This window comes from Mesorhizobium sp. M0698 (assembly GCF_040320455.1).
Taxonomy (GTDB): Bacteria; Pseudomonadota; Alphaproteobacteria; order Rhizobiales; family Rhizobiaceae; genus Mesorhizobium.
Genome location: NZ_JAMYPQ010000008.1, coordinates 188,644 through 214,433 on the forward strand (window position 1 = coordinate 188,644; position 25,790 = coordinate 214,433).

27 protein-coding genes are annotated in these 25,790 nt (G+C 63.2%); 11 read left to right on the forward strand and 16 right to left on the reverse strand.

The genetic code is table 11. The annotated features are described in order from the left end of the window. Positions 1-42: 42 nt before the first annotated feature. Both NKI16_RS18395 and NKI16_RS18400 read right to left on the reverse strand, forming a co-directional pair. Positions 43-426, reverse strand: a complete 384-nt coding sequence (locus NKI16_RS18395) for a YybH family protein (RefSeq protein ID WP_352621382.1) — start codon at positions 424-426, stop codon at positions 43-45. Positions 427-578: 152 nt separating this feature from the next. After that, entirely contained in the window at positions 579-1,328 is a 750-nt protein-coding gene (locus tag NKI16_RS18400; protein WP_023677277.1) for an SDR family NAD(P)-dependent oxidoreductase, read from the reverse strand. A gap of 97 nt (positions 1,329-1,425) precedes the next feature. Here NKI16_RS18400 and NKI16_RS18405 point away from each other — a divergent pair, with 97 nt between their 5' ends. Further along, positions 1,426-2,319, forward strand: coding sequence for a LysR family transcriptional regulator (locus NKI16_RS18405; protein ID WP_023677278.1), 894 nt, complete (start codon positions 1,426-1,428; stop codon positions 2,317-2,319). Positions 2,320-2,399: 80 nt separating this feature from the next. Here NKI16_RS18405 and NKI16_RS18410 read toward each other — a convergent pair whose 3' ends face one another. After that, positions 2,400-2,828, reverse strand: a complete 429-nt coding sequence (locus NKI16_RS18410; protein WP_023677279.1) for a VOC family protein — start codon at positions 2,826-2,828, stop codon at positions 2,400-2,402. Between the two features lie 216 nt (positions 2,829-3,044). On the opposite strand from NKI16_RS18410, the gene NKI16_RS18415 reads away from it, so the two are divergent. After that, entirely contained in the window at positions 3,045-4,247 is a 1,203-nt protein-coding gene (locus NKI16_RS18415; protein ID WP_023677280.1) for an MFS transporter, read from the forward strand. 97 nt (positions 4,248-4,344) lie between these two features. Here the strand turns inward: NKI16_RS18415 and NKI16_RS18420 are convergent, their stop codons facing one another. Beyond that, positions 4,345-5,247 (reverse strand): sigma-70 family RNA polymerase sigma factor, encoded by a 903-nt coding sequence (locus NKI16_RS18420; protein ID WP_352621376.1) that lies wholly within the window; start codon positions 5,245-5,247, stop codon positions 4,345-4,347. Positions 5,248-5,451: 204 nt separating this feature from the next. Between NKI16_RS18420 and NKI16_RS18425 the strand changes: the two genes are divergently transcribed. The 7 genes from NKI16_RS18425 to NKI16_RS18455 all read left to right on the forward strand — a co-directional run bounded on the left by NKI16_RS18425 (position 5,452) and on the right by NKI16_RS18455 (position 14,544). After that, positions 5,452-6,858, forward strand: coding sequence for a DHA2 family efflux MFS transporter permease subunit (locus NKI16_RS18425; protein ID WP_352587156.1), 1,407 nt, complete (start codon positions 5,452-5,454; stop codon positions 6,856-6,858). 434 nt (positions 6,859-7,292) lie between these two features. Continuing rightward, positions 7,293-8,486 (forward strand): acyltransferase family protein, encoded by a 1,194-nt coding sequence (locus NKI16_RS18430; protein WP_352621374.1) that lies wholly within the window; start codon positions 7,293-7,295, stop codon positions 8,484-8,486. 2 nt (positions 8,487-8,488) lie between these two features. Next, on the forward strand, positions 8,489-9,592 hold the full coding sequence (locus NKI16_RS18435) for a glycosyltransferase family 2 protein (protein WP_352621372.1): 1,104 nt from the start codon (positions 8,489-8,491) through the stop codon (positions 9,590-9,592). A gap of 6 nt (positions 9,593-9,598) precedes the next feature. Next, positions 9,599-10,627: a glycosyltransferase family 2 protein gene (locus NKI16_RS18440; RefSeq protein ID WP_502897609.1), complete on the forward strand. Its 1,029-nt coding sequence runs from the start codon at positions 9,599-9,601 to the stop codon at positions 10,625-10,627. A gap of 9 nt (positions 10,628-10,636) precedes the next feature. Further along, positions 10,637-12,424, forward strand: coding sequence for an ABC transporter ATP-binding protein (locus NKI16_RS18445; protein ID WP_352621370.1), 1,788 nt, complete (start codon positions 10,637-10,639; stop codon positions 12,422-12,424). 1,086 nt (positions 12,425-13,510) lie between these two features. Continuing rightward, positions 13,511-13,726, forward strand: a complete 216-nt coding sequence (locus tag NKI16_RS18450) for a hypothetical protein (protein WP_023677289.1) — start codon at positions 13,511-13,513, stop codon at positions 13,724-13,726. Between the two features lie 113 nt (positions 13,727-13,839). Further along, positions 13,840-14,544, forward strand: a complete 705-nt coding sequence (locus tag NKI16_RS18455; RefSeq protein ID WP_352587144.1) for an SOS response-associated peptidase — start codon at positions 13,840-13,842, stop codon at positions 14,542-14,544. On the opposite strand, the gene NKI16_RS18460 is transcribed toward NKI16_RS18455, so the two are convergent. From NKI16_RS18460 to NKI16_RS18510, 11 genes are all read right to left on the reverse strand, one after another. After that, positions 14,541-14,801, reverse strand: coding sequence for a hypothetical protein (locus NKI16_RS18460; RefSeq protein WP_352621366.1), 261 nt, complete (start codon positions 14,799-14,801; stop codon positions 14,541-14,543). The genes NKI16_RS18455 and NKI16_RS18460 overlap by 4 nt on opposite strands. Before the next feature lie 3 nt (positions 14,802-14,804). Then, on the reverse strand, positions 14,805-15,065 hold the full coding sequence (locus NKI16_RS18465; protein ID WP_352621365.1) for a hypothetical protein: 261 nt from the start codon (positions 15,063-15,065) through the stop codon (positions 14,805-14,807). Positions 15,066-15,277: 212 nt separating this feature from the next. Then, a complete protein-coding gene (locus NKI16_RS18470; RefSeq protein ID WP_023677295.1) occupies positions 15,278-15,427 on the reverse strand; it encodes a hypothetical protein in 150 nt (49 codons plus the stop codon). A 3-nt stretch (positions 15,428-15,430) separates the two neighbouring features. Beyond that, positions 15,431-15,760, reverse strand: coding sequence for a DUF2934 domain-containing protein (locus NKI16_RS18475; protein ID WP_352621363.1), 330 nt, complete (start codon positions 15,758-15,760; stop codon positions 15,431-15,433). A 127-nt stretch (positions 15,761-15,887) separates the two neighbouring features. Further along, on the reverse strand, positions 15,888-16,520 hold the full coding sequence (locus tag NKI16_RS18480) for a BA14K family protein (protein WP_352782895.1): 633 nt from the start codon (positions 16,518-16,520) through the stop codon (positions 15,888-15,890). A gap of 160 nt (positions 16,521-16,680) precedes the next feature. Then, positions 16,681-17,442: an ABC transporter ATP-binding protein gene (locus NKI16_RS18485; RefSeq protein ID WP_352621359.1), complete on the reverse strand. Its 762-nt coding sequence runs from the start codon at positions 17,440-17,442 to the stop codon at positions 16,681-16,683. 37 nt (positions 17,443-17,479) lie between these two features. Then, positions 17,480-18,478 carry an ABC transporter substrate-binding protein gene (locus tag NKI16_RS18490; protein WP_352621357.1) on the reverse strand — a complete coding sequence of 333 codons (999 nt, stop codon included), beginning with the start codon at positions 18,476-18,478 and terminating at the stop codon, positions 17,480-17,482. A gap of 58 nt (positions 18,479-18,536) precedes the next feature. After that, the gene (locus NKI16_RS18495; protein ID WP_023677300.1) at positions 18,537-19,385 is read right to left on the reverse strand and encodes an ABC transporter permease; all 849 of its coding nucleotides are present in this window, start codon (positions 19,383-19,385) and stop codon (positions 18,537-18,539) included. A 40-nt stretch (positions 19,386-19,425) separates the two neighbouring features. Next, positions 19,426-20,790, reverse strand: coding sequence for an LLM class flavin-dependent oxidoreductase (locus tag NKI16_RS18500; protein WP_352621356.1), 1,365 nt, complete (start codon positions 20,788-20,790; stop codon positions 19,426-19,428). Positions 20,791-20,842: 52 nt separating this feature from the next. Further along, a complete protein-coding gene (gene msuE / locus NKI16_RS18505; protein WP_023677302.1) occupies positions 20,843-21,400 on the reverse strand; it encodes an FMN reductase in 558 nt (185 codons plus the stop codon). A 573-nt stretch (positions 21,401-21,973) separates the two neighbouring features. Next, positions 21,974-23,266 (reverse strand): Nramp family divalent metal transporter, encoded by a 1,293-nt coding sequence (locus NKI16_RS18510; protein WP_352451453.1) that lies wholly within the window; start codon positions 23,264-23,266, stop codon positions 21,974-21,976. A gap of 235 nt (positions 23,267-23,501) precedes the next feature. Here NKI16_RS18510 and NKI16_RS18515 point away from each other — a divergent pair, with 235 nt between their 5' ends. Further along, positions 23,502-23,807 (forward strand): hypothetical protein, encoded by a 306-nt coding sequence (locus NKI16_RS18515; protein WP_023677305.1) that lies wholly within the window; start codon positions 23,502-23,504, stop codon positions 23,805-23,807. Between the two features lie 227 nt (positions 23,808-24,034). Here NKI16_RS18515 and NKI16_RS18520 read toward each other — a convergent pair whose 3' ends face one another. After that, complete coding sequence (locus NKI16_RS18520) at positions 24,035-24,889, reverse strand: aldo/keto reductase (RefSeq protein WP_031211956.1); 855 nt, start codon at positions 24,887-24,889, stop codon at positions 24,035-24,037. A gap of 229 nt (positions 24,890-25,118) precedes the next feature. Here NKI16_RS18520 and NKI16_RS18525 point away from each other — a divergent pair, with 229 nt between their 5' ends. Beyond that, positions 25,119-25,754 (forward strand): ankyrin repeat domain-containing protein, encoded by a 636-nt coding sequence (locus NKI16_RS18525; RefSeq protein ID WP_352587120.1) that lies wholly within the window; start codon positions 25,119-25,121, stop codon positions 25,752-25,754. Positions 25,755-25,790 lie beyond the last annotated feature (36 nt).

The window sequence follows — 25,790 nt, forward strand, 5'->3', positions numbered from 1 at the left end:
CCCCTGGCGTGCCTTCCGGTGCAGAGATGCCGGAGACCGGCTCTAGCCTTGCAGGGTCAGCAGGTTTGCGTCGCGCGCGAGCCGCCACTCACCATCCGCCTCCTTGCGCAGGAGCGTCAGCGCATATCCCGATCGATGGACCGGCTCGCCATTCGGCGGGGTCGCGGTCATATCGATGCGGCTGCGGATGAAGGCCCAATTGCCGAGAAGCTGTAGTTCCACGATATCGCTCGTGCCGTCGATATGAACGCCGGCCGTCTCCCGCGCGGCTGCCGCGAAGATCTCCTTGTCGAAGGGTTCCCGGCCGGGAACCATGAAGATCGCGTCGTCCGTCATCAAGCTGAGGACGGTCGCGATGTCTCCACGCTTGCTCGCATCCATCCACGTCTCGACCAGCTTTCGGATTGCTTTTTCGTCGCCCGTCATCCGTTACCTCCCTGGCATCTCGCCGTCATCGATGGCGCACGGCGCTCCTCCCTCGCTACTACATAGGGCTTAGATCGCTCTCGTCATCGATTGCAGTGCGTCGCGCCGCGGGTAGCACGGTCCGCGAGCCGGCAGGTTCGCGCCCTCCATGCCTATCGCCAGCCACCGGAGGCGGTGATGCGCTCGCCGGTCAGCCATGACGCTTCGTCGGAGGCGAGGAACACCGCGACGCGGGCGACGTCGTCGGGCAGGCCGAAGCGACCGAGCGGCGTCATGGCTATAATCTGCTTCTCGAATTCGCTGCCGACGATGCCGATGCGCGCGAGGCCCTCGGTATCGATGCCGCCGGGCGCGATGGCGTTGACGCGGATGTTGCGCGCGCCGAGCTCCCGCGACATCGACAGCGTGATCGTGTCCACCGCACCTTTGGTCGCGGCATAGACGAGCGAGTTCGGCTGCGGATTGCGGCTGGCGACCGAGCTTATGTTGATGATGCTGCCGCCGCCCGCGCCAAAATGGTTCACTGCTGCTTGCGTGGTCAGAATGATGCCCAACACATTGGTGTCGAACTCGCGGTGAAACTCGGCCTCGGTAACCGCTTCCAGCGGCTCGAATGCGAAGACTCCGGCATTGTTGACCAGTATGTCGAGCCCGCCAAACTCCAATTTCGCCGCCTCGAACAGGCGGCGCACATCAGCCGCTTGCGACACGTCGCCCTGGACGGCGACGGCGCGGCCGCCACGGTCCTCGATCTCGGCGACGACGCGGTCGGCGCCTTCCCGTGACGAGGCGTAGTTGACGACCACCGCGGCGCCGGCCGTGGCAAGACTCTTGGCGATGGCGGCGCCGATACCCTTGGAGGCGCCGGTGACGATGGCGACCTTGCCGTTCAGCTTGCTCATCAAATCTCTCCTTTGTTGACGATGAGCGGTATTTAATCATGATCGAAACGCGTATTAGGATCATCATGATCCATTCTTTCATGCCTGGAATTCCGGAATGACCACCATCCTCGAAAAGACCGCCGGTCTCGTCGCCTTCGTCCGAACCGTCGATGCCGGCTCTTTCCATGCCGCCAGCCGGCTGGTCGGCTCCAGCCCGTCGGCGGTGTCGAAAAGCGTGGCGCGGCTCGAGCGCCGGCTCGGCGTCAGGCTGATCCAGCGCTCGACGCGTCGGCTCGGGCTCACCAGCGAAGGCCTCGCCTACTACGAGCGCGTGGCGCCACTGCTAAGGGCGCTGGACGATGCCGAAGACATCGTCCAGATGGCCGATACGGCGCGCGGCCTGCTGCGCGTTACAGCGCCGGTCGAAATCGGTCGCGGCCTGATCGCGGCATGGGCGCAAGCGTTCCTTGCGCAGCATGGCGAAGTGAAGGTCGAGCTCAGCGTCACCGACCGTCACGCCGATCTGATCCGCGAAGGCTATGATGTTGCCGTGCGCATGGGGGCGCTGTCGGACACGGGGCTGGTTGCCCGCAAGATCGCCAATCTGCCGATCGTGCTGGTGGCCTCACCGGCCTATGTCGAGCGGCGCGGCCGTCCGGCATCGGTCGAGGATTTACGGGATCATGAATTCGTCCGCCACCAGATGGCTGGCCGGCCTTATCCGGTCACGTTTGCCGACGGTACGATGATCGTGCCGGATGGGCGGCTCGATACCGATGACGGCGGCGCCATCCGCAATGCAGCACTTGCCGGCGCCGGCATCGCGCATCTGATGCGGTTTGCCGTGCAGAACGATCTCGACACGGGTCGCCTGGTCCGCATCCTGCCCGAGGTGGCGATGCCAACCATGCCGGTGCACATCGTCCATGCGTACGGGCGACAGCTGCCGGTCCGGGCGCGGCTGTTCGTCGATTTCCTTGCAGGCCAAATGGCTGCGCTGACGCGATAGGGCAGATTCGGTCTGACGCAAGCACCCAGGTTTGGCAGAGACCAACCGTGCCGGCCGGTGCGAACCACCTTTACCGGAAGCTAGAAGGTGATCTTCACTGAATCGGCGCTGCGGCTGGCCGGGCCGTGGTGGACGGCCTCGATATTGTTGCCGTCGGGGTCGAGCAGGAAGGCGGCGTAATAGCCGGGATGGTAGGATCGCTCGCCCGGCGCACCATTGTCGGTGCCGCCGGCCTCAAGCCCGGCCCTGTAGAAGGCATCGACCATCGCACGGTCCTTTGCCTGGAAGGCCAGGTGGTGGCGGCCGGTCAGCTTTCCCAGGGCCGCCGGGCTGTCGGGGCTGGAGATGAACAGCTCGTCGGCCCAGAAATAATCATTGCCGGCGCCACCGATCGGGATGCCGAGCACGTTGAGAACCGCCTCGTAGAAACGGCGGCTGGCCTTGAGATCCCTGACCACCAGCTGGAGGTGGTCGATGAGACGGCCGCGATGAAGTTCCTGATTTGCCATGCTTGACAGCTCCTGATCGCCGGTTGGAAATCTAGCTTCGAATGGTGCGCGGTCAATCCAGAAAGCCGTGGAATGGCGCCATCGCGCCGACTGGATAAAAAATGCAACCGGATTGTCGGATTCAAGACATCTCCAACGTCCTTCGGACGCAAGCGGCTCGGCGAAGCTCGAAAAGGTCGTGCCGTATCAACGCTTCCGACATGGGAGAAAAGTGAAATGAGCCTTCCCTATCGTTGGGTTATCGTCGCGGCTGGCGCGCTGATGACCTGTGTCGCCCTCGGGGCGATGTTCTCGCTGGCGATCTTTCTCGAACCGATGGCGCTCGATACACAATGGTCGCGCGCCGGCATATCGAGTGCGATGACGCTGAACTTCCTGGTAATGGGCCTCGGCGGCTTCGCCTGGGGCGCCATTTACGACCGCTTTGGCGCCCGCATCGTCGTCATGACCGGCGCCGTGCTGCTTGGCCTGGCGCTGGTCCTGGCCAGCCGCACCGGTTCGCTGCTCGTTTTCCAGTTGGCCTACGGCGTGCTCGTCGGCCTCGCGGCAAGTGCCTTCTTCGCGCCGATGATTGCGCTGACCTCCGCCTGGTTCGACACGAACCGCAGCCTTGCCGTCTCGCTGGTCTCGGCCGGCATGGGCGTGGCGCCAATGACCATCTCGCCGTTCGCCCGCTGGCTGATTTCGGCCTACGACTGGCGCACCGCGATGTTCGACATCGGCATAACCGCGTGGGTGCTGCTACTGCCGGCCGCGCTTCTGGTGCGCCAGCCGCCCAAGCCCGCTGCCGACGGCGCTGCCCCAAACGTTGCCGCCGAGGGTGCCGGCATGACGGTTCCGCAGGCGCTGCGCTCGCCGCAATTCATCGTGTTGGGACTGACCTTCTTTGCCTGCTGCGCGGCGCATTCCGGGCCGATCTTCCACATGGTGAGCTATGCCATGCTGTGCGGCATAGCGCCGATGGCGGCGGTCAGCATCTACAGCATCGAGGGCCTGGCAGGGCTGGGTGGCCGGCTGCTTTACGGCGTGCTTGCCGATCGGCTGGGCGTCAAGCCGGTGCTGATCACCGGGCTGGCCATACAGGCCGTGGTCATCGCAGCCTATCTTGCGGTCAGCGAGCTTGGTCAATTCTACACGCTCGCCGTCATCTTCGGCGCCACCTATGGCGGCGTCATGCCGCTCTATGCGGTGCTGGCGCGGGAATATTTCGGCCAGCGCATCCTCGGTACGGTGTTCGGTGCAGTAACCATGCTGTCCAGCCTCGGCATGGCTTTCGGCCCGCTCGCCGGCGGCATGGTGTTCGATGCCTATGCCAGCTATTCTTGGCTGTTCATCGGCTCGGCCCTTGTCGGGCTTGGCGCGATGGCGATTGCGATCGCCTTCCCGCCGCTGCCGCGCAGGGAGTTGCAACCGGCTTAAAGCAGGATCGGCGGAAAAGGGCGGCCGCTTGGATGGCAAGCGGCCGCGATCCAAAAATAGCTGGCAGTGTTTGTTCGGCATTATGAAACGCGAATTGCTATGCCCGCAGAGGCACCACCTCGGCGCCGTCAAGCGTGTAGCGCGCATAGCGGAAATCGCGAATTCTCGCCAATCTGTCGCCGGCCCATTCCAGCAGGATAAAGTATTTTAGCCCTCCGGCCGAGTCGTCCGGATCGATCACAAGAATGGCTGGCTGCCGATCCACCAGGCCTGGAAGCAGCCGCCAATCGTGGATACCCGCGTAATTATGGAAGTACCGGCCCACTTTCGTGCGGCCGCTCGCCCGGAGCCGGTTGACGAGGTCAAGCCGGACGTCCTCGGCCAGCATGTCGCGGATCGCATCGAAGTCGCGGGCGTTGAACCGCTCCACGTAGGCTGCCAGACGCGCCCGCTCGGGCTCGGCCAACACCGGCACAGGCCGATCGTCAGGCTCGCCGGAGACTTCGCGCAGGCGCAAACGGCCGCGATGCAGTGCGGCTTTCACCGCCGGAACGCTGCTGTCGATAATGTTGCCGATCTCTTCGATCGTATAGCCGAGCACATCCATGAGGATGACGCTGCTACGCTGCGCCGCGGGCAGGCGCATGAAGGTCTGCAGGCTTGCGGCTGCGGTGTGTCGACCCTCGGCCGACATACCGGGGTCAGGGATCATATCGATATCCTCAACGATATGCGCGGCATCCAACCTGGCACGACGGCGTAGGTGGTCGAGCGCGGCATTGTGCGCGATGCGAAACAGCCAGCCCTCGACATTGGCTATCGGCCCGGTCCCGGGGAACGCCTCGAGCGCCTTGACCGTAGCTTCCTGGACGACATCCTCGGCATCGATCACCGAACCGGTCATGCGGGCGCAATAACGGTGCAGTTTCGGCCGTAATTCGCCGAGCAGCCGGTCAAATGGCTCCCGTCCTTCTGGCGTGCCGATTGCGGATCCGGTCATCGCACAAGGGTCGATTTCATGCGTATCTCCCAGGCAGAGGCGCCCGCCATCGGGCGCAGCGTCCTATAGACGCTCGACGATGGCAAAAGGATTCGGTCGAAAAAACTTTCTCTAGCTGGAATCCTTTCATGATCCCTACGCGTCTCTGGATCATGGGCTCGTGAACTTGGCTAGCCCTTTGTTCAAGCCGGAGGCGCCATAGTCATGAGCAAGCAAAGTGCGGGATCAACGAAGGTCTGGGTTCTCGCCCTCACGTCGATAGGCTCCTTGATGGTCGTTCTCGATGCGATGGTTGTGGCGACCGCATTGAGCACGATGCGGGTCGAGCTCGATGCCTCGCTGGAGACGCTGCAATGGACGATGAACGCCTATAATTTGAGTTTTGCCGTCCTGCTCATGACCGGGGCTGCGCTCGGTGACCGGTTCGGCCGCCGCCGTACGCTCGTTGCCGGATTGGCGTTGTTCGTCGCAGCGTCGGTTGCCTGCGCGCTCGCTGGCAATGCCGGATTGCTGATTGCGGCCCGTGCGGTCCAGGGCGCAGGTGCCGCAATGGTCATGCCGCTGGCCATGGCGCTGCTGAGCGTCGCTTTTCCCCCGGAGGAGCGAGGCAAGGCGCTGGGTATCTTCAGCAGCATCACCGGCCTGGCCCTGATCATCGGCCCGATGGCGGGCGGTGCGATTTCCGAAGGGCTCTCCTGGCACTGGATCTTCTGGCTCAATGTCCCGGTCGGCATCGTTCTCATCCCGCTGGTGATGCGTCGGATTCCGGAGAGTTACGGGCCGGGCACGGCAATCGATGTCCTCGGCGTCGTGCTGGTAACTGCGGCGGCATTCGGAGTGGTCTGGGGCCTGATGCGCGGCAACATCGTGGGCTGGAGCAGCTCTGAAGTGCTGTCGGCGCTGACGGCCGGGCTGCTTCTGGCCATCGCATTCGTCCTTTGGCAGCTGCGTACCCGTGAGCCCATGCTGCCTTTGCGGTTCTTTCAGGCGCGCGCATTCTCCTCGGGCGTAGGGGCGAACTTCCTGCTCTGCGCCGCCATGTACGGGCTCGTGTTCCTGTTGCCGCAGTTTCTGCAGTTTGCCCAGAGCCGTGGGCCGCTCGGCGCCGGCATGGGATTGCTGCCTTGGACCGCCACGCTTTTCGTGGTCGCACCGATCGCCGGCAGCCTGATCAACCGCGTTGGCGAGCGCTGGCTTGTCGTGGCCGGATTGATCCTGCAAGCGGCTGGAATGGCCTGGCTGGCGCAGATCGCAGCACCTGATCTGCCCTATATCCAGCTAGTCGCCCCGCTGATCATTACCGGTGCCGGCGTGTCGATGGCCATGCCTGCCGCGCAGAACGCGGTTCTCAATGCGGTCGCCCGGCCGGAGGTCGGCAAGGCTGCCGGCACGTTCAACACATTCCGCTTCCTCGGTGGCGTATCCGGGATCGCGATCGCCGGTGCGGTGTTCGCCGGCACTGGAAGCTTCTCGTCCACCGACGCGTTCAGCGATGGCTTCACCTCGGCAATCGACGTCTCCGCTCTGCTCTCGCTCGCCGGCGCGCTCGTCGGATTGGGGCTCCCGGAGCGTCGCGCAGTGGTGCTCGCGAATGCCAGCAAGGAGGCGTAACTCGGAGGCGGGAAGCTTGCGCTTGCTCCCACTGTTGTCGCGTTAACAGCAGGCCGCGCCAGCGCAGCAAAAAGGTCGCCGAGCGTCGGTTGCCGGCCGGTCCTGTGGGGGGCATCTGTGTCCAGACCCAGATCTTGCGCGCCCGTGATGGCGGCGAACATGCTGCATCGCAGCACCCTGCCGCCGATATCGGCGGGCCAAGGGAGTGCGAGAAAATCGTCAAAAATGGACAATTCGGGCTGGTTCCTGCTGTTTTTGGCTTTTATTAGCCGTGCCTCACGTTCCTGTTTCAAATGTGTCAACTTTTTGTGTTGCGTTGCACAATGGTGGTCCTATTCTGCGCAAGGGGGGCGCTTCCGATTGGAATGCGCCGTGAACGAAGCCGCTATATTGACCGATTGGCAGTTTCGCCGTCCCGCCGGCGTACGTCACTAATGGGAAATGCGCGCGACACCCAATTGGACGCGCTGAGGGCCATCGCCGTGACGATGGTGCTGTACTCCCATTTCTTCGCGGCTGGAGGGTCCTCGTTCTGGGGCCATATCGGCGTGCGTCTGTTCTTCGTGCTGAGCGGCTTTCTGATCACCCGCCTGCTGCTCGAAGCCCGCTCGACCGCCGAATTCGAAACCGGACCGGCGCTGAGATCCTTCTATATCAGGCGGGCGCTGCGGATATTCCCGCCCTATTTCGCCGTGCTGGGTTTCGTCTGGTTGGTGGACCTGGAGCAGTCTAGAGGATCACTGGTCTGGCATGCGTTCTATCTGTCGAATTTCTGGTACGCGGCGCAGAATGAATGGACGCCCTGGCTGCTCTGCCATTTCTGGAGCCTGAGCATCGAGGAGCAGTTCTATATCGTCTGGCCGCTGATCGTCCTGCTGGCGCCGCGCCGGCGCCTGGAATCGATCTGCATCGGCGTTATCGTGCTGTCGCTGGCCTATCGGTTTTATTGGCCGATCGCTGGAACGCCGGGTTTGGCACGCGACCTGCTGCCGCCGGCGTCGATGGACGCATTGGCGTCAGGCGCGCTGCTTGCCGCCTACCGGTCAAGAACAGCCGGCTTGCCGCAATGGCTTCGAAATGGCTGGCCGGGGCTCGCTGTGGCGTTTTTCGTTCTGCAGTGGTTTGCGCCGGCGCCGGCAAATCCGGTGCAGGAATGGGGCCTCTGGCTGCTGTTGCAGATACTGCCTCTCGTACCGCTGGTGGTCATCGTTGCAAGCTGTTCGACAGGGGTTGGCGGCTATATCGGAAAACTTCTCGAACTGCCGCCGCTGCTTGGCCTTGGCCGCATCAGCTACGGCGTCTATCTCTACCATCCGATAGTGCTGGCGTTGGTCGTCAAATCGCAGCCGTGGATCCCGCTCAACGTCTCGGAACAAGGGCCGGGACGGTTCCTGGTCGCGGGAACTGCGACGCTCATGCTGGCCTCGGTCTCGTGGCTGCTTTTCGAGAAGCCGCTCAACAGCCTCAAACGCCACTTCCCCTATGTTGCTCGAAAGGGCCGCGGCGCCATCCCGGCAGGCATCGACGTGGGCAATGCCGGATGGCTCGCGGCGGGAGCATATCCGGGCAGGCCGCTCGATGGCGCATCACGCTTCCCCCGCAAGCTGCAGCGAACCGATCGGAGCTGATCATGGCTGCTCCCTTGGTGTCCGTCGTGCTGCCGATCTACAATGCCGGACCTTATCTCGCCGCTGCGCTGGGCAGCATCCTGCGGCAGGATTACGAGTGTCTGGAGGTCATCGCCATCGATGACGGCTCGACCGACAACTCGCTGCAGATCCTGCAGAAATACCGCCAGGCCGACAATCGCATCTCGATCATCTCACGCGAAAACCGCGGCCTGATCGCAACTTTGAACGAAGGCCTGGCCGTGGCGCGCGGCGATCTGGTCGCCAGGATGGACGCCGACGACATCGCCTATCCCCAGCGCCTGTCGCGGCAGGTCGCGCTGTTCAACCAGCAGCCTGACCTCGCTCTATGCGGCGCGGGTTTCGATACCTTGCTCGGCAACCGCGTCGTCAGGGGTTCGCCCGATCCGATATTCCAGGACAATCCGCTGCGTATATTGTCGATGTTCTTCACGATCTTCATGCATTCCACCGTGGTATACAACAGGAATGTCATAGAAGAAGATGTTCTATATTACGATACCAGCTACAAGCATGCCGAGGATTTCGACCTGTTCAGGCGGCTGACCGACCGCTACCCGGCGGCCATGAGCCCCGAAAGCCTGATCGCCTATCGTATCCATGACGACAGCGTGACCAACAGGCACAAGCGCGAAATGCGCAGGACGCATTTGAAGATCGTCGCCGAGAACCTCGAGCGCGAAGGGCTCGTACAAGAGACGCAGGACCTCCGCTGCATCGGTGAAGTCCTGTCGATGGACACGGTTCGCCGTGCCGCCGAATGGATCCTTTCGCTTGAAGAAAGGATTGCCGCGCTGCCGGCCGAGACGAGGCCGAGCTACCAGGCTGGCACGCTGAACCTGTTCTATTTCCTCTATCAGCTGATATCGGGGGAAAGACAGCCGCTGCTGATGCACGAATTCCTGACGCGGACGGCGAAATGGAAACTCATCCGGCGCCGCGAGCAGTACGTGTTTCGCACCGGTGCCTTCGCGCCGCGTTTCAGTCTCGCCTCGATGTCGGTCACCAGGCAGGTGGATGCCCTGTCGCGGTATCTGCAATCCGTGCCGGCCGCGGCGGTTTTGCCTTCGAACCAGTTGAGCTAGCAGCGCATGTTCGTCAAATCCCATCAGCTCCAGCAGCGCGGCCGCTCGACGGTGCCGGCGGCCATGTCGCCCCGGCCGCAGCACGGGCCGGCATCGGAGGTCAGCTTCATTGTCTGCACACGCGACCGCGTCAACGTGCTCGAGCCTTGCATAAAGTCGATCCAGGCCGCGTGCCGCGCCTACGCTGCCTTCTCTGCCGAACTGGTGGTTGTCGACAACGGTTCGACCGACTGCACAGCAGAGCGGCTGGCCGGCATAGCCGAACTTTCGGACATTCCGTTCACGGCCATTTGCGAACCACGACCTGGACTGGCGGCCGCGCGCAATGCCGGGCTGGAGCGAGCGCGGGGCCGCGTGCTGGTTTTCGTCGATGATGATTGCGCAGTCCACCGGGATTATTTGCGCGATCTGCAGCGGCACTATGCGGCAGGCGAACGGGTCATCCGCGGCGGCCGCGTCGAGATCGGCGATCCCCGCGACCTGCCGTTCACCATCAAGCGGTCGCCGGTGCGCGCGCGGCTTACCCCAGACGTCCATCCCGGCGGCTTCGTGCTTGGCTGCAACATGACGATGCACCGCGATGTTGCAGCCCGCATCGGCCGTTTCGACGAACGGTTCGGCGCCGGCGGCCCGCTGCGCTCCGCAGAGGATACGGACTATCTAGTGCGGGCGGTGCTACTTGGGATCCCGGTCGAATATGTGCCCGACATGACTATCTATCACCATCACGGCCGGCGCGACCGCAAGGCCATCGAAAAGCTGCACCGCGACTACAGCATGGGCAATGGCGGGCTTTGCCTGAAACATATCCGCCACGCGCCGTGGCTGCTTCGGCATTGCTACTGGTCGATGAGGGCGGCCATGCGCGAACTGGTGAAAGGCCCTCTGTTCGACCGTGAACTCAAGCTGTCGCACTGGCCGATCGTCGGCATGAATTTGCTCGGCGCGGCCAAGTTCGCGGTGCTTTTGCTGGCGAAATCGCCGCAGCCGGCGCAAATGCGACAGGAGCAACAGGCAAATGCCGAGGCGAGGTGATCCGCCACCATGCGATTGATGCCGCCCAGCCTGCCGATGCTGCGCCGCGCGCTCGGAAGAAAGCAGTTGCGCCTGCTTCCTGCCGTGGTGGTGCTCGGGCTGCTCAGCGCCGCGCTTGAAGGCTTCGGCATCGGCCTGATCATCCCGTTGCTGAACATAATCATGGGGCAGCAGGGGCAGACCGGCATGGCCGGCTTTTCCGCCGTCTTCCAGCATGTCGGATCGAGCCTGAGCGAGCGCGACCGCCTGATCGTCATATCCGTCGCGATTCTCGGCTCGATCGTGCTGAAGAACCTGTTCGCTTTCGCCAACACGCTGCTGACCACCTTCATCTACGGCAAGGCGAGCCATTCGATCCGCAGCGAGCTATCGGAGCAGCTGCTGCGGGTGGGCTACCCGTTCTTCCTGCAGCAAAGCCCCGGACGGCTGCTCAACATCATCTCCAACGAATCCTGGCGGGCCTCGGATGCCATCCAGATCACGTTGGGGGCAATCGTCAATGCATCGGCCGCAATCATCCTATTGGCCTTCCTGCTGCTTCTGTCGTGGCAAATGACGCTGCTGGTCACGCTGGGGCTGGCCCTCGTCCAGGTCGCGCACGCCATGCTGTCGGCCAATCTGAAGGCGCCGAGCCGCAGCGTCGCCTCCCGCAACAGCCAGCTCGCATCGCAGATGCTGCATCTGGTGCATGCCGGGCGGCTGATCCGCATCTTCGGCCAGGAGCAACGCGAGAAGGCGGCATTCGACCAGGCATCGGATGCGGTGCGCCGGGCGGCGTTCGTGCTTTTGACGCGTCAGGGAGCGTTGCCGCCGCTGACCGAGGTTCTGCACGCCATGCTGTTCCTGGCGGTGGTGATCGGCGCCTGGTTCGCCAATGTTTCCTTCCCGCTGATCGTCGCCTTCGTCATCCTGCTCTACCGGCTGCAGCCCTACATGCGGTCGCTGCAAATGGCCTGGAGCCAGCTGCAGGGCCTGAGCGGATCGCTGGAAGAGGTGACGTGGATGCTGGACCCGTCCGACAAGCCCCAGCCGCCGCAAGGCAGCGCAGCGTTCCCCGGGCTCAGCCAAGGCATCAAGTTCGAGGACGTCACCTTTACCTATTCCGGCTCGGAGCAGCGCGCGGTGGTGCTGCATGCGGCGAGTTTCGATATCGGTAGCGGCCGCTCGACCGCGCTGATCGGCCGGTCGGGCGCCGGCAAGACGACGATCGTCAACCTTTTGTGCCGCTTCGTCGAACCGGATAGCGGCAGGATTCTCGTTGATGGATCGCCTCTGGACCGCATCGACCCCAGCCAATGGCGAAAGCACATCGCGCTCGCCAGCCAGGAGCTGGAGCTGGTCGACGGCACGATTTTCGACAACATCATCTACGGCCAGGACGCGGCCTCGGCCGATGACGCCGAGCGCGCGGCAAAACTGGCCGAAGCGCATGGCTTCATCGAGCAACTGCCGCAGGGTTACTGGACGGTCGTCGGCTATCGTGGCGTCAATCTCTCGGCGGGACAGCGGCAGCGGATCGCGCTGGCCAGGGCCCTGGTGCGCGATCCCGATATCCTCATCCTCGACGAAGCCACCAATGCGGTGGACGGCCTGTCGGAAGCGGCAATCGTCGAGACGCTCAAGTCGCGCGCCGGCCGTCGCACCACCATCGTCATCAGCCATCATCGCAGCACCATCTCGTTCTGCGACGACGTCGTGATCCTGAGCCACGGCCGCGTGAAAAAGCAGGCACCCTTCGCCGCCCTGGCGACGCTCAGCATGGACGAGCTTTACCAGCACGAGGCGCTGGAAGGCTGAGGGCGACCCCGCTGCATGCGCGCGCTGGGAGGTCGTCTCGGATGTCAAGCCAGGTCAAGCATCTCAGGGGCGAGGAAGACCTCCGCCATACGTCTCTACGGGATTTCTGGGATGATGAGTGATCCCGAGCTTACCCGCTTTCCATCTGGAGCGTACCGAACCAAGGGTCCGCCTGCCAAATCCAGCAATGGCAGGCGGACCCTAATCAGCGCATGAAGGGACTGATTCTGCGCCGATGTCTCCTCGAGGAGGTGACGCCATCAACTGAAGACGGGCGCAGTTGTTCCCGACGCCGGCCGTACACAAGACCATTGCGCAGGCAGGTCAGACTTAGGTCCCTGTAAACGCGCATCGCTGGCTGGAGTGAACATCGGATCGGCTCGGTGGTAGCGAAACTTCGGCCGGAGATAGATGCAGCCATTGGGTTCCGGGGCATGACCGGCTCGGCGCTGATGATGGGCGGCGATCGATCCCCGCACGACTGATGCCGAGGGGCGCTTGCAGTCCTGCGGAATACGCATCCACCGGCGCCAGTGAAGTTGTCCAAGCGGTACGGGCTCAGCGGTCGTCAAGCTGTTGCTAATATGCAGCACAGGCAGCGCTCTATGAACGGGGTCGCTTGGAACCGCTACCTCCGACCAACCGTTAGTGTCACAATGACAAACCAAAAAGTGAGGCTGATGATGGACCCGATGCAAAACAACACGTTGGAGATCTGGTGTCTTGCGGCCGTTCCGCTATCACTACTCCTTACGGTATTATTAGCCGGATTTATCCTTTAGCTGGACCCAACGAGGCCGGCTGCGGACCGGGGCCCGGAAGATGAAAATGCCGGCCATTTAGGCACGCTAGGCGTCGCGGACACCTCGTAGCACCAGGCCGTGGCAGCCTTTCCAACATTGCCATCATAATCGGCTCTTTCGACCGGTCCGGTCGGCGGCGATTGCTCGCAGGCCCGTTGCGAGGGCGAGCATGCGAGCTCGTACGTTTTTTACACAATCTGTGATTGGTGGACTCGCCCGCCGCCATCGACGTTAATTTTGCGTTAGCGACAGGAGGGGGGAGATCGCTAACGGGAGGAAGAAAATGAAAGAAAACTACGATCTGACGATCGATTACGACGAACCTTACGACAACAAGCCTTACGATCTAGCCACATTCGCAAGGAAGCACGGGCTCAACATTCGAGCCGCCGAGCTTCTTCTTTTCGCCAAAGGCCCGTCTCGAGCGGCCTGCGATGCCGCGGCGAGGGCTTTTCTCGCGGCGGTAGCCGCACAAGCTATGAGACAATCGGCGCGGTAGGTCTCACAAAGCCATTGCTGACACGGCCTGCCGTGTCAGCAACTCAACGGACAGCGCTGGAAATTCCGGGCCGTTTCCAACAAGATGCCTGAGCATCCGGGAACGGCCTGAAAATGTGCAATCTCTACAACATCACGACCAGCCAGGAGGCTATCCGCCAGTGGACCCGCGCCTTGCGCGACATCCTCGGCAATCTCGAACCCTCCATCGACATCTATCCCAACCAGCCCGGCCCGGTGGTGCGCAACGCGCCGGACGGCGAACGCGAATTGGCCAATCTGCTGTGGGGCATGCCGACGCCACTGGAGCGGGTCAAGGGCAAGGCCGACTATGGCACCACCAATATCCGCAATCCGCAATATGGCCATTGGCAGCAATATCTCGGCATCGAGAACCGCTGCGTGGTGCCTGTCACCAGCTTCGCCGAGCCCAGCCCGACGCCCGGCGACAAGGACCCCGAGACCGGCATTCAGCGCAACTACTGGTTTGCACTCGGCGAGGACCGCCCGCTATTCTTCTTTGCCGGCCTGTGGACGCGCTGGCAGGGCATTCGCAAGATCAAGGACGGCCCCGCCGATCACCAGGTCTATGGCTTCATGACGACCCAGCCCAACGCGCTGATCGCGCCGATCCACGAGAAGGCGATGCCGGTGATCCTGACCACGCCGGAAGAAACCGAGGCCTGGCTCACCGCGCCGTGGTCGGAGGCAAGGCACCTGCAGCGCACGGCGCCCGATGACGCGCTGGTGATCGTCGACAAGCCGGCGACACAGATCAAGTTTCCGCAGCAGGCGCCGGTGCAAGGCTCGTTGTTTTAGCGCTTGAACTTCTGCAGCACCCAGATGTAGCCCTTGGGTGGATGGTCCTGGTCGATGAACTGCGTCTTCACCGTCGTGTCCTTGCGGCTGCATCGTTTGCACCTGAACCCGATCGCTTCCAGCGGCTTGTTCCAGCCCACCACCTGGGCCACGTCATTCGCCCTGAAGCGTCCGACATGGTAGCAATGGCCGCACTCCACGATGAGCAGCATGTTGGCCTTGGCGGCACGCCCAACGCTGTCCATCGGCCCGGCCATGGCTCATTTCCGGGTCGAGTAATCCTCGGGGAGGGGAAGCAGGCCAAGCTCCGCCATCCGGTAATCGGGCTCCTTCTCCGCGACGCTGGCCAGCACCTCGTGCAATTTCTCGACAAGCCCGCAAAGCTGCCAGAACAGCTCGCCATGCGCCTTCAGATGCAGCTGCGACGACAGCACCGTCTTGCGCAGGCTCAAAGTGTCCCTGATGATCGCCTCCGCATCCCTCGCCGACAGCCTGTCAAACCGGCTTTTTCGTCTGCCCATCGCGGCTCTCCTCGATTTGTGAGCAACCGCCCCGCCTACTGACAAATAGGAAGGCATTCCTCGCAGAGTCAATTCGCTCTTGACATTTTTGTTCCCGTTTTGTTCAATTTCAACAGGAACGCTGGAGGCACCGCCAAGGACCACATCGTGACGCTGGACAGCCTAGGAGGCTGCCCTCCGGCGCGGCTGCCTGGGAAGCGACAGCACGCCCCTCAATGCCTCTTGAAATACTGCACCTCGCGTTCGTGCTTTTCGGCGGCCTCGCGGGTATCGAAGGTGCCGAGATTGCGGCGCTTGCCGGTCTTTTCGTCCTTCTTGCGCGAATAGAGGCGGTATTTTCCGTCCTTGAGTTTTCTGATCATCTGTCACTCCCCGAGCCGCTGCTTCCCCTTAAGGTTGCGCGCGGCTTGTTCGATAGCCGCCCTGTCGTTTCCCAGCCTGTCGATCAGCTCCTGCGCCTGTTCGCCCGATATGCCGGTGCGCACCGCCAGGGCCTCCACCGTCAAAACGTCGGAGCTCGCGACCTCGCGGGTTTCCGGCAGGGCATCGCCTGCCGTCAGTGGCAGGGCTGCCTCCCTGTCGATCTCGGCCTCGGCCTGGTGCCAGTGCCGCTTGGGATCGCCATGGATCCCGCCTTCGCGTTCCCAGATCTGGTATGCGCGCTCACGAATCTTGTCTTCCCGGTCGTCGCCCATGTTGACTTCTCCTTTGGGTATCGGATGAACGCCGCGCCAACCCGAACGATCCAAGAAATCTGCGTGATCGTTGGGTGGGTCGCACAAGGCGCCATGCACTGCGGCCGCCAGCCACCCCCCGGCCTGCCTACTCGCACTGCCTGCGCGGCCCCCCGGAATACGGCTGATAGCTGTTGTCCTCCGGTCGATATGACCGGTAGCGGCTGAAGCAGTATTGCACGTGATCGGATGAGAGCTCGGCGGCGCCGGTTTCGTCCGATGGCGGGTAGCCCTCCAGTGACGACCTATCGCTCGCCTCGACGTAGCTGCCGCCATCGGTGATGTCGAGATAGGGCGAGATGCAGGGGCGCTGTTGTCCGCTGTAGGACGTGTAGCGGTTGTCGTCCGGCCGGTAGGAGCGGTAGCGGCTGGCGCACCATTCGACATGGGCGGCGGGTAGCGTCTGCTGCTCTTCCGCTGGTGGCTGGGTAGAGCCGGTCGCGGTGATGTCGGTTGTCGACGCTGCGGCATCGGCGGGTTTCGAGCTGCGATCAACTTCCGAGGTGCGAACGGGGACCGGGCGGGCCGGGAGGCGCTCGAGGCGCTGCGAGGCCGGGTTCACCGGTCGCGGGTCCTTGGCCCACAGTTCGGCGACGCTGGAGACCGGGGCGGCCGGCCGTACCGGCTTGGCTATTAGAAGCCAGGTGGCGAAGGCGAGGCCGCTGGCGAATACGGCAAGCGTCAGCACGAAGCCGCCAAAGATTGCGAACAAGGCTTTCATGCCGCGCTCCTTCGCCTCCCGGTTAAGGAAATGCGGGGGCGGGGAATCCGGTTCCAGGAAAGCGCGGGGCACTCAAAGAGGGGCCCCTCTCCGTCTCGGCTTCGCCGAGACACCTCTCCCCGCTTCGCGGGGCGAGGAACCAAGGCCTCTTAGGCGGCTTTCAGTGCAGGCCGAATTCGCGCAGCAGTTCCTCGCGGTAGCGTACGAAACGGCTTTCGCTGCGCTCGCGCGGGCGGGGCAGGTCGATGTCGATCAGCCGCGCCGCGCCGCCTTTCTCCTTGGGCAGGATCAGCACCCGGTCGGCAAGGTAGATCGCTTCCTCGAGGTCGTGCGTCACCATCACCATGGTGACGTTCTCCTCGCTCCAGATGCGCGCCAGTTCCTCCTGCATGCCGATCTTGGTCATCGCGTCGAGCGCGCCCAGCGGCTCGTCAAGCAGCAGGATTTCGGGCTGCATGGTCAAGGCGCGGGCGATGCCGACGCGCTGTGCCATGCCGCCCGATAGCTGCCGGGGAAAGGCATCGCTGAATTCGGCGAGGCCGACCAGCGCGATATAGAAGTGCGCCCTTTCCTCGGCCTCCGCCTTCGGCACGCCGCGCACTTCGAGACCGAAGGCGACATTGCCGAGCACGGTCAGCCAGGGCAGCAGGCGCGGCTCCTGGAAAATCACCGCACGCTCGGCGCCGACGCCGTGCACTGGCTTGCCGTCGATGGCGACGCCGCCGCTGTCGGCAGCCTCCAGCCCGGCAAGGATGCGCAGCAGCGTGGTCTTGCCCGATCCGCTGGCGCCGACGATGACAAGGCATTCACCCGAGTGGATGTCGAGGTTGAGGGTCCTCAACACGGCGAGCGAGCGCCCGCCGATGCTGAACGATTTGGACAGGTCGCGTATGCTGACCTGACCGCCGCTTGTGCTGCTCATCGCGCTCGTCTCCCAACTGGTTGGTCGGTTGCTTTTGTCAGTTGGTCTTGGTTTCGCCCGGCCGGTAGAGGATGTCCGCTGCCTTCAGCTTACCCTTTGGCAGGCGGCCGTCGCGCTCGAGCACGCTGACCCAGAAGTCGATGTCGCGGTCCGTCGCCTTGGCGCCATGGCGCAGGCCGAAGCCGGTCCAGTAACGCGCCAGCTCGCCGTTTTCGCCGCGCTTGTCGAGGATGTTTGCCAGCACCTTGCGCGCTTCGTCGGGGTTCTGCAGCGACCAGTCGGAGGCGCGCGCCGATTGTTCGACGAAGTTGCGGGCGGCGTCGGGATGCGCGGCGATGAAGTCGCGCCTGAGCACGACGAAGCCGCCGGCCAGCTCGCCCAGCACGTCGGTGTCGTTGAACACGCCACGCACGCCGCCGTTGTCCACGAGGGCGCCGGCAAACGTCGCCTGCCAGTAGCCGAGCGCCGCGATGTCGACCTGACGGGAGCGCAAGGTCTGTTCGAGCTGCGGTCCGGGCACGACGACGAGATTGGCGGCGTCCGGCGACAGGCCGACGCTGTGCAGCGCCTCGCGCACGGTATAGTCGAGATGGGCGCCGAGCGTGTTGACGGCGATGGTCTTGCCGGCAATGTCGGCGATCGATTTGATCGGGCTGTCATCGAGCACGTAGAAGACGCTGCGCACCTTGCTGTTGATGCCGTTGCTCGGATAGACGGCGACGAAGTCGTTGCCGCCGGAGATCGAGTTGATCACGGCTGCGGTTGCAGCCGAGCCGATATCGACGCTGCCGGAGGCGAGCGCAAACAATGATTCCGGGCCGCCGCCGGAATAGCCGACATTCTCGACCTCGATACCGAGGCCTTTGAAATAGCCGAGCTCGCCGGCCAGCTCATGCGGAGAGATGCTGCCACGGCTGGCGAGGGAGCGGAACTTGACGGGTGCCGCTTCGGCAAAGGCGAAGCGCGGCAGGCCGGCGGCGAGAAGGCCGGCGGCGAAGGGCGCGCCGGCAAGCAGGGAACGGCGGGAGATTTTCATGGTCCGGGTCTTTCCTGATTTGAGTTCTGGCCTGGTTGAGATTGGTAAGCGCGGGTGGTCAGTCGACGGCATTGCTCCAGCGGCAGAGCCGCCGCTGCAGGCTGACCAGCGCCTGGTTGGCGATCAGGCCGAGGCCGGCGAGGATGACGATTGCCGCAAACATCAGCGGGATCTGGAAGTTGTACTGCGCGTTCATCACCTGAAAGCCGATGCCCTTGTTGGCGCCGATCATTTCGGAGGCGATCAGAAGGAGCAGCGCCGTGGTGGCGCTGAGCCTAAGCCCAACGAAGATCGACGGCACGGCGCCGGGCAGCACGACGCGACGGAAGACGGTGAGCTGCCTGGCACCATAGACGCGGGCCATCTCCAGCAGTTTCGGATCGACCTGCTTGACGCCGCCGATGGTGTTGAGCAGCAACGGGAACAGCGTCGCCCAGAAGATGACGAACACCTTGGAGGCTTCGCCGAGCCCAAGCAGCAGGATGAAGACGGGATAGAGCGCCAGCGCCGAGGTCTGGCGGAAGACCTGCAGGATGGGATCGAGCGCGGTCTCGACCGCCCGCACCTGGCCCATGAACAGGCCGAGCGGGATGGCGACCAGCACGGCGGCCGCGAAAGCGAGACCGGCGCGCTGCAGGCTGATGGCGATGTCGCCGAGCAGAGTGCCGCCGGCCAGCCCCTTCCAAAGTGCTGCGACAATCATGTCGATCGGCGGCAGCACGGCCGCGTTGACCCAGCCCGCGCTGCTCGACACTTGCCAGATTGCGAGGAAAGCGATGAGGACGCCGTAGCGCGACAGGAAGCGGATGCCCGCCCGGCCACCGAGGCGCAGGAAGTCCGTGCCGAGGCTTGTCGTGCTGTCAGGCGTGCCGAGGCTGGCGGCCTGTTCGATGTGCTGCAAGGTCATCGTGTTGCCTCCTGCTTGGAAAATATCGGGCTTCTCGGGATTATTCGGCGGCCAGCACCGCCGAGCGGGCGGCGGTCCAGGGGTTTTCCGGCCGCCTGAGGCCGAGGTTCTCGCGCAGTGTCCTGCCTTCATAGGCGGTGCGGAACAGACCGCGGCGCTGCAGTTCGGGGATCACCAGCTCGACGAAGTCGTCGAGCCCGCCGGGCAGCCAGGGCGGCAGGATGTTGAAGCCGTCGGCGGCTTCGTTGCCAAACCATTCCTCCAGCTGATCGGCGACCTGCGTGGCGCTGCCGATGACGGTATAATGGCCGCGGGCCGTTGCCACCCATTGGTAGAGCTGTCGGATGGTGAAGTTGTGCTCGTCGGCAATCTGGCGGATCAGCGCCTGGCGGCTCTTCATGCCTTCGGTCTCCTTGCTCGGCGGCAGCGGTCCATCGAGCGGATAGCCGGTGATGTCGAGCGTCTGGCCGGCCAGCCCATTGAGCAGGGCGACGCCGTCTTCGGGCAGGATGAGATCGTTCAGCTGCTGGTACTTGGCACGCGCTTCTTCTTCGGTGCGGCCGACGAAGGGTGCCACGCCCGGCATGATCAGCACCTGCTCGGGATCGCGGCCGGCGGCCGTCACGCGCGCCTTGATATCGCGATAGAATTCCTGCGCCGACGCCAGGTTCTGATGGGCGGTGAAGATGACTTCCGCCGAGTGGGCGGCGAGCTTGCGACCGTCTTCCGATTGCCCCGCCTGCACCAGGACCGGATGCCCCTGCACCGGGCGCGGCACGTTGAGCGGCCCTTTCACGCTGAAATGCGCGCCCTTGTGGTCGATGTCGTGGAGCTTGTCCTTGTCGTAGAAGCGCCCCGATTTCTTGTCGCGGATGAAGGCATCGTCCTCCCAGCTGTCCCACAGCGCCTTGACCGTCTCGACATGTTCATGCGCGCGGGCATAGCGCTCGGCGTGGGCAGGCTGCGTCTCGCGATTGAAGTTGCGCGCGGTTTCGTCGCCGGCCGAGGTGACGACGTTCCAGCCGGCGCGGCCATTCGACAGATGATCGAGCGAGGCGAATTTGCGGGCGAGCGTGTAGGGCTCCTCGTAGGTGGTCGAGGCGGTAGCGATGAAGCCGAGATGCGTGGTGAGCGGCGACAGCGCTGCAAACAGCGTCACCGGCTCGAAGCCGGCGATCTTGGCATTGCCGCCTTCGCGGGCGCCGAGCCCGACCGTCAGATTGTCGGCGAGGAAATAGGCATCGAACAGGCCGCGCTCGGCGGTCAGGGCGAGCTGCTTGTGGAACTCGAAATTGGTGGCGCCGTCGGCCGGCGCCTCGGGGTGGCGCCAGGCGGCGATATGCTGTCCGCCGCCGGGCAGGAAAGCGCCCAGTTTGATTTGCCTGGATTTGGTGGATCTGGTCATCGCGGCGTGCTCCTGGACGGATCGGAAAGGGGATCTCGGGTCAGCGGTGCGTTCAGGCGGCAAGGCCGACGCCGTAGGGCACCCCGGTTACACGGCATGCCTCGGCGACCGCCTGCCGGGCGCGGGCGTGGATGGCTTCCGACACCAGCACGCCATTGGCAAAATCCTTGTCGGAGGCGTAGATCGCGGTCGGCACGGTCAGCGCCTCGAAGAAGCCGAACAGCGGCCGCAACTGGTGCTCGACGATCAGCGAATGGCGCTCGCCGCCGCCGGTCGCGGCGAGGATGACGGGCTTGCCCCTCAGCGATGACGGATCGAGCAGGTCGAAGAAATGCTTGAAAAGCCCGGTATAGCTGCCTTTGAAAGTCGGCGAGCCGGCCACCAGGATGTCGGCGCCCAGCAGCCGTTCGACGATGTTGCGCGCCGCCGGGTCGAGGTCGCCGAGGCGCCTTGCCTGCGGCAGGGACGCGCCGAGATCCTCGATGTCGAAGACGGCCGAGGCCGCGCCGATGCTTTCGGCGGCCTGCCCGACAATGTGGCTGACGAACGCCTTGGTCTTCGATGGCCGGGTCAAATTGCCCGACAGCCCCACCACGAGCTTTTTCGACATTCCTGGCTCCCTCTCAAGCGCTCTATTTTAGGATCTTGGGTCTAGCGATCTATGTTAAATCTAGAGAGTTTGTAGAATTAAGAGAGTGAGAAAATTTCAAAAGTAGCGCATTGGGCGAACGGAGTTTGCGGCACATCGCCCGCAATTGGTTCATTCAATGCGGCGCACTGCGCCCGCAGCGCATCGACCAGCGACGCAAAGGCCTGGCAGCACCTTGTCCCTAGGGCTGCGGTGAATCAGGTCAATTTGATTCAAATCCGGCTGTGGATATTTGCTTTTGGCTAAATCGAGGCGGTCATCTTGCCGGCGGGCGGGCAACAGGGAGATGCCTATGACAAGCGACTTTGCCGCCGCACACCTGCACCTTGAACGAGCCTGCCACTATTTGAGCGGCGAGGACGAGACGAGCCGCACGGCTCGTGCGGCTCTGGATCTCCTGATCGATGCAATTGTCGCAGCGCAATACAAGCGGCCGGTGGGAGATGTTGTGGAGTTTCCAAGGCCGGCAAAGCTGGGGCAATCCGCAAGCGGGAACGGGTAATCCAACTAGCGGCGTCCCTTGTCCTGCCGGATTTACATGAACCAGGTGGCCACCAGGCCGATCGTCGCCGAGAAGATAGCGGCGGTCGTTGCCCAACCGAGTATGTTGGTGCTGCGGCTGTTCACCTGCTCCCCCATGATCCTGCGGCTGTTCGTCATCAGCATGATGAGCAGCAGCAAGGGCGGTGTCGAGAAGCCCTGAACGATGCCGGACCAGACCAGCGCCTTCATCGGATTGAAGCCGAGGAAGTTGAGGCCGGCGGCGATCGCAGTAAAAAATCCGATGGCGAGATAAAATTTGGGTGCCTCTCGAGCCCGGGCGTGCAGGCTGTTTTTCCAGCCGATGGCTTGCGCCACGTCATAGGCAGCGCCGGCGGTCATGACAGGAACCGCGAGGAAACCGACGCCGATCACGCCTGCGGCGAACAGGACGCTTGCGGCCTGGCCGGCTAGCGGGCGCAGCGCCTCCGCCGCTTGCGCTGCCGTGTCGATATCGTGGTGGCCCGCCTTGTAGAGCGTAGCACCCGTCGACAGGATGATGAAATACATGATGAGATTTGAAAACGTCATGCCTATGAGGATGTCCCGGCGCGAGCGGCGGAGTTCGCCGGCGGTGGCGCCCTTCCTTTGCCTGAGCGTCGTTCGCCCTTGGGCAATCTCCTCCTCGACCTCCTCATTGGACTGCCACGTATAGAGATAGGCGGACAGCGTCGTACCGATGATGGCGACCAGGATCGACAGGAACTCCCGGTTGAATTCGATCCTGGGAAGCAGCGTTCCGCGCAGCACCGCCGCGGCATCCGGCTTGGCCAGAATGGCGGCACCGACATAAGCGAGCAGCGCCAGCGCCAGCCAGCGAAAGATGTTGCGGATCAAAGTATAGGAGCCGAAGACCTGGAGGGCGAAGATGAGGGCGGCGACGAACAGCACGATCAGCGGAATGGGAAGCGGCACGAATATGTTGATCGCCGCCGCCATTCCACCAAGATCGGCCGCTGCCTCGATGGTGTTGCCGACGAGCACACCCAACAGCACCGACCAGAGCAGCCACCGCGGGTAGAAGTCCTTGATGACGTGGAACAATCCGCGCCCCGACACCTGGCCGAGCTTCGACGACAGGTAGACGACCGCGTACATCATCGGCAACGTCACCGGAGCCGTCCAGAGCAGGTCGGGTCCGAAACGGGCGCCGGCACTGGCATAGGTGCCTATTGCGGAACAATCGTCGTCGGCCGCCCCTGTTATCAGTCCGAGGCCGAGCGCTCGTCCTATGCCACCTTTGCCCTCCTTCGGTGGGATGGAATGATCGGAACCGGCCTGCCTCATTGCGACCGGACCGGGTTGCGAACGAAAGACGCGGCCTGCCATGCAATAATGGTAAGGATCGGTCGCGGCGCTGGTCTCATTTTGCTTCCTTCACAACTTGCCCAAACCCGGCGTGCCATGACTTGTTCCGCGACGACGGGACAGGGGTTTTGTCTCAGGCAAAAAAGTTCGGGTTGACCGCTTCCGAACGCGAAGCGACTATTCGTTCGAGGCGAAGATCGCAGGAGGAAATGCAATGGACGAGCCCGGTCAGTGGCGCCACATGTCGAGCGCGCCAAGGGACGGCAGCAGAATCCTTGTCACGGTTCGGCCGTCCGAACAGGGTCCGGCCGAGGTCGACATGGCTTACTGGGCCCGCGCCGATCAGTTCGGCAGCGAAGGCTGGCGCGCCTCCGACTCGTCTCCAGGACGCATCGTCGAATATGCCGAACCCGAACTGAAGTGCTGGATGCCGCTGCCGTCGGCCAATCTCAGCAAGGGATCGATGCCGAGCCCCTGGGAGGGCGAAGATGTGCCGCTGGTGGATGGCTCCGGGATATGAGCTAGCGGGAAGGGTAGTTTTGATCGCTGCCGGGACAGCGCCCCCCTCTGTCCTGCCGGACATCTCCCCCACAAGGGGGAGATTGGCCCTCATCGCGGCCTTCGCTAATCTCCGACGCTGCAAGAAGGGCGCGGCTATTGAAGCTGCCGATCTCCCCCCTTGAGGAGATGTCCGGCGGGGCAGAGGGGGGTGTGAAGGAATGCCAACGTCCGGGTTGGCCCGCCTCGTTAGAACAGGAATGCGGCCGTGGCGGGGTTCGGGCCGGTGCGGCCGTCGGGCGAATCCATGCCCCGGATAAGCTCGAGGTCCTTCGCTTCCAACTCGAAATCGAAGACCTCGAAATTGGCGGCGATGCGGTCCTGGTGGATCGACTTTGGAATGACGATCAGCCCTTCCTGAAGGTGCCACCTGACGATCGTCTGCGCCACCGACTTGCCGTGTTTCCTGGCGATGGTTTCAAGCGTCGGATTGCTCAACAGCCGGCCGCTGCCCAGCGGGCTCCAGCTCTCAATGCGGATGTTGTGCCTGTCGTGGAATTCACGTTTGTCACGCTGCTGGAAGCGGGGGTGGAGCTCGATCTGGTTGACGGTCGGCGTGACGCCGGTCTCGCCGATGATCCGTTCGAGGTGGTTCTGGTTGAAGTTCGAAACGCCGATCGACTTGATCCGGCCTGATTGCCTGAGTTCGATCAGCGTCTTCCAGGCCTCGACATATCTGTCCTGGCTGGGCACCGGCCAATGGATCAGGAACAGGTCGATCTGTTCGATGCCGAGCTTGCTCATCGTCTCGTCGAAGGCGCGCAAGGCGGCGTCGCGCTGATGTGCGCCGTTGCGCAGTTTCGAGGTGATGAACAACTCGCTTCTCGGCACGCCGGCCGAGCGGATCGCCTGCCCGACACCTTCCTCGTTCTGATAGCCTTCGGCGGTGTCGATCAGCCTGTAGCCGGCCTCGATTCCCCAGCGCACCACCTTGGCGGTGATGGCTGGATCGACCTGCCATACGCCGAGGCCGATTTGCGGAATGGCGGAGCCGTCGTTCAATCTGATCTGTTCAGGTCTATTCAGGGTAATCTGTTCAGGCATGTTCAGGTCCTTCTGCATCGTTCCGCCCGGCGCAGGCTCTATCTAGTCTGAATGGCCGCCAAAGCCAGTCGATATCAGGAGAATGTGAGGAGACGGACGTGAAGCGCTGATCCTCCGCTTCGGGCCGACAGCTCTCTGTGACCCACGGGCTCCAGGGAACTCAATGCAGGACGACCCCACTATCGCGGATTCTGTGGTATTCTGTGAACTATCCGAGGAGGCGACTGCGTTGACCAACAGCTTGGAAGCCGAAGGGGCAAGAGACTGGTCGCCCCTGCTGGTCGCGGCAGAACAAGGCGATGCGGAGGCGGTTCGATCGGAATTGGCGGCTGGCGCCGACATCAATCAGTCGGACGACGGCGGCTGGTCTGCACTTCACCTTTCAGCCCTCAATGACCGCACAGCTGTGGTGGAGGCGCTGATCGAAGACCCGGAAATCGACGTGAATTCCAGAAACAAGTGGAAGAGCACGCCCTTGAGCCTTGCGTCGGCCAAGGGACATTACGCGTGTATCTCTGTCCTCGTGAGACACCCCCAAATAGAGATCAACGCGCGAGCTGACTACTACGGCAGAACGGCTCTTATCGAGGCGGCGAAGAACGGGCATCTCGAAGTCGTCAAGTTGCTCGTGGTGAATGGCGCGGAAGTAAATCTGACCGACAAGACGGGGAGAAACAACGCGCTCATCGAGGCTATCAAGGGGCGGCACTACGAGATCGCGGAATACCTGCTGGATTCTGGGAAAGTGAGCTTTATCAACAAAGAGATGAGGCTAAACGCCCTGATCTGGGCTGGCAGCTGCCACAACCCTCAGCTTATCGAAAAGCTGGAAGCCGCGATCCACAGTTTCTTCGACGGCAAATAAGGGCCTCGCCCTTGCTGTCGCGGGGCGCGTCCGTAT

Excerpts from the sequence above, each read along its gene's own strand:
- NKI16_RS18395 (WP_352621382.1), bottom strand. The coding sequence starts at position 426 with ATGACGGGCGACGAAAAAGCAATCCGAAAGCTGGTCGAGACGTGGATG.
- NKI16_RS18400 (WP_023677277.1), bottom strand. The coding sequence starts at position 1,328 with ATGAGCAAGCTGAACGGCAAGGTCGCCATCGTCACCGGCGCCTCCAAG.
- NKI16_RS18405 (WP_023677278.1), top strand. The coding sequence starts at position 1,426 with ATGACCACCATCCTCGAAAAGACCGCCGGTCTCGTCGCCTTCGTCCGA.
- NKI16_RS18410 (WP_023677279.1), bottom strand. The coding sequence starts at position 2,828 with ATGGCAAATCAGGAACTTCATCGCGGCCGTCTCATCGACCACCTCCAG.
- NKI16_RS18415 (WP_023677280.1), top strand. The coding sequence starts at position 3,045 with ATGAGCCTTCCCTATCGTTGGGTTATCGTCGCGGCTGGCGCGCTGATG.
- NKI16_RS18420 (WP_352621376.1), bottom strand. The coding sequence starts at position 5,247 with ATGACCGGATCCGCAATCGGCACGCCAGAAGGACGGGAGCCATTTGAC.
- NKI16_RS18425 (WP_352587156.1), top strand. The coding sequence starts at position 5,452 with ATGAGCAAGCAAAGTGCGGGATCAACGAAGGTCTGGGTTCTCGCCCTC.
- NKI16_RS18430 (WP_352621374.1), top strand. The coding sequence starts at position 7,293 with ATGGGAAATGCGCGCGACACCCAATTGGACGCGCTGAGGGCCATCGCC.
- NKI16_RS18435 (WP_352621372.1), top strand. The coding sequence starts at position 8,489 with ATGGCTGCTCCCTTGGTGTCCGTCGTGCTGCCGATCTACAATGCCGGA.
- NKI16_RS18440 (WP_502897609.1), top strand. The coding sequence starts at position 9,599 with ATGTTCGTCAAATCCCATCAGCTCCAGCAGCGCGGCCGCTCGACGGTG.
- NKI16_RS18445 (WP_352621370.1), top strand. The coding sequence starts at position 10,637 with ATGCGATTGATGCCGCCCAGCCTGCCGATGCTGCGCCGCGCGCTCGGA.
- NKI16_RS18450 (WP_023677289.1), top strand. The coding sequence starts at position 13,511 with ATGAAAGAAAACTACGATCTGACGATCGATTACGACGAACCTTACGAC.
- NKI16_RS18455 (WP_352587144.1), top strand. The coding sequence starts at position 13,840 with ATGTGCAATCTCTACAACATCACGACCAGCCAGGAGGCTATCCGCCAG.
- NKI16_RS18460 (WP_352621366.1), bottom strand. The coding sequence starts at position 14,801 with ATGGCCGGGCCGATGGACAGCGTTGGGCGTGCCGCCAAGGCCAACATG.
- NKI16_RS18465 (WP_352621365.1), bottom strand. The coding sequence starts at position 15,065 with ATGGGCAGACGAAAAAGCCGGTTTGACAGGCTGTCGGCGAGGGATGCG.
- NKI16_RS18470 (WP_023677295.1), bottom strand. The coding sequence starts at position 15,427 with ATGATCAGAAAACTCAAGGACGGAAAATACCGCCTCTATTCGCGCAAG.
- NKI16_RS18475 (WP_352621363.1), bottom strand. The coding sequence starts at position 15,760 with ATGGGCGACGACCGGGAAGACAAGATTCGTGAGCGCGCATACCAGATC.
- NKI16_RS18480 (WP_352782895.1), bottom strand. The coding sequence starts at position 16,520 with ATGAAAGCCTTGTTCGCAATCTTTGGCGGCTTCGTGCTGACGCTTGCC.
- NKI16_RS18485 (WP_352621359.1), bottom strand. The coding sequence starts at position 17,442 with ATGAGCAGCACAAGCGGCGGTCAGGTCAGCATACGCGACCTGTCCAAA.
- NKI16_RS18490 (WP_352621357.1), bottom strand. The coding sequence starts at position 18,478 with ATGAAAATCTCCCGCCGTTCCCTGCTTGCCGGCGCGCCCTTCGCCGCC.
- NKI16_RS18495 (WP_023677300.1), bottom strand. The coding sequence starts at position 19,385 with ATGACCTTGCAGCACATCGAACAGGCCGCCAGCCTCGGCACGCCTGAC.
- NKI16_RS18500 (WP_352621356.1), bottom strand. The coding sequence starts at position 20,790 with ATGACCAGATCCACCAAATCCAGGCAAATCAAACTGGGCGCTTTCCTG.
- msuE (WP_023677302.1), bottom strand. The coding sequence starts at position 21,400 with ATGTCGAAAAAGCTCGTGGTGGGGCTGTCGGGCAATTTGACCCGGCCA.
- NKI16_RS18510 (WP_352451453.1), bottom strand. The coding sequence starts at position 23,266 with ATGAGGCAGGCCGGTTCCGATCATTCCATCCCACCGAAGGAGGGCAAA.
- NKI16_RS18515 (WP_023677305.1), top strand. The coding sequence starts at position 23,502 with ATGGACGAGCCCGGTCAGTGGCGCCACATGTCGAGCGCGCCAAGGGAC.
- NKI16_RS18520 (WP_031211956.1), bottom strand. The coding sequence starts at position 24,889 with ATGCCTGAACAGATTACCCTGAATAGACCTGAACAGATCAGATTGAAC.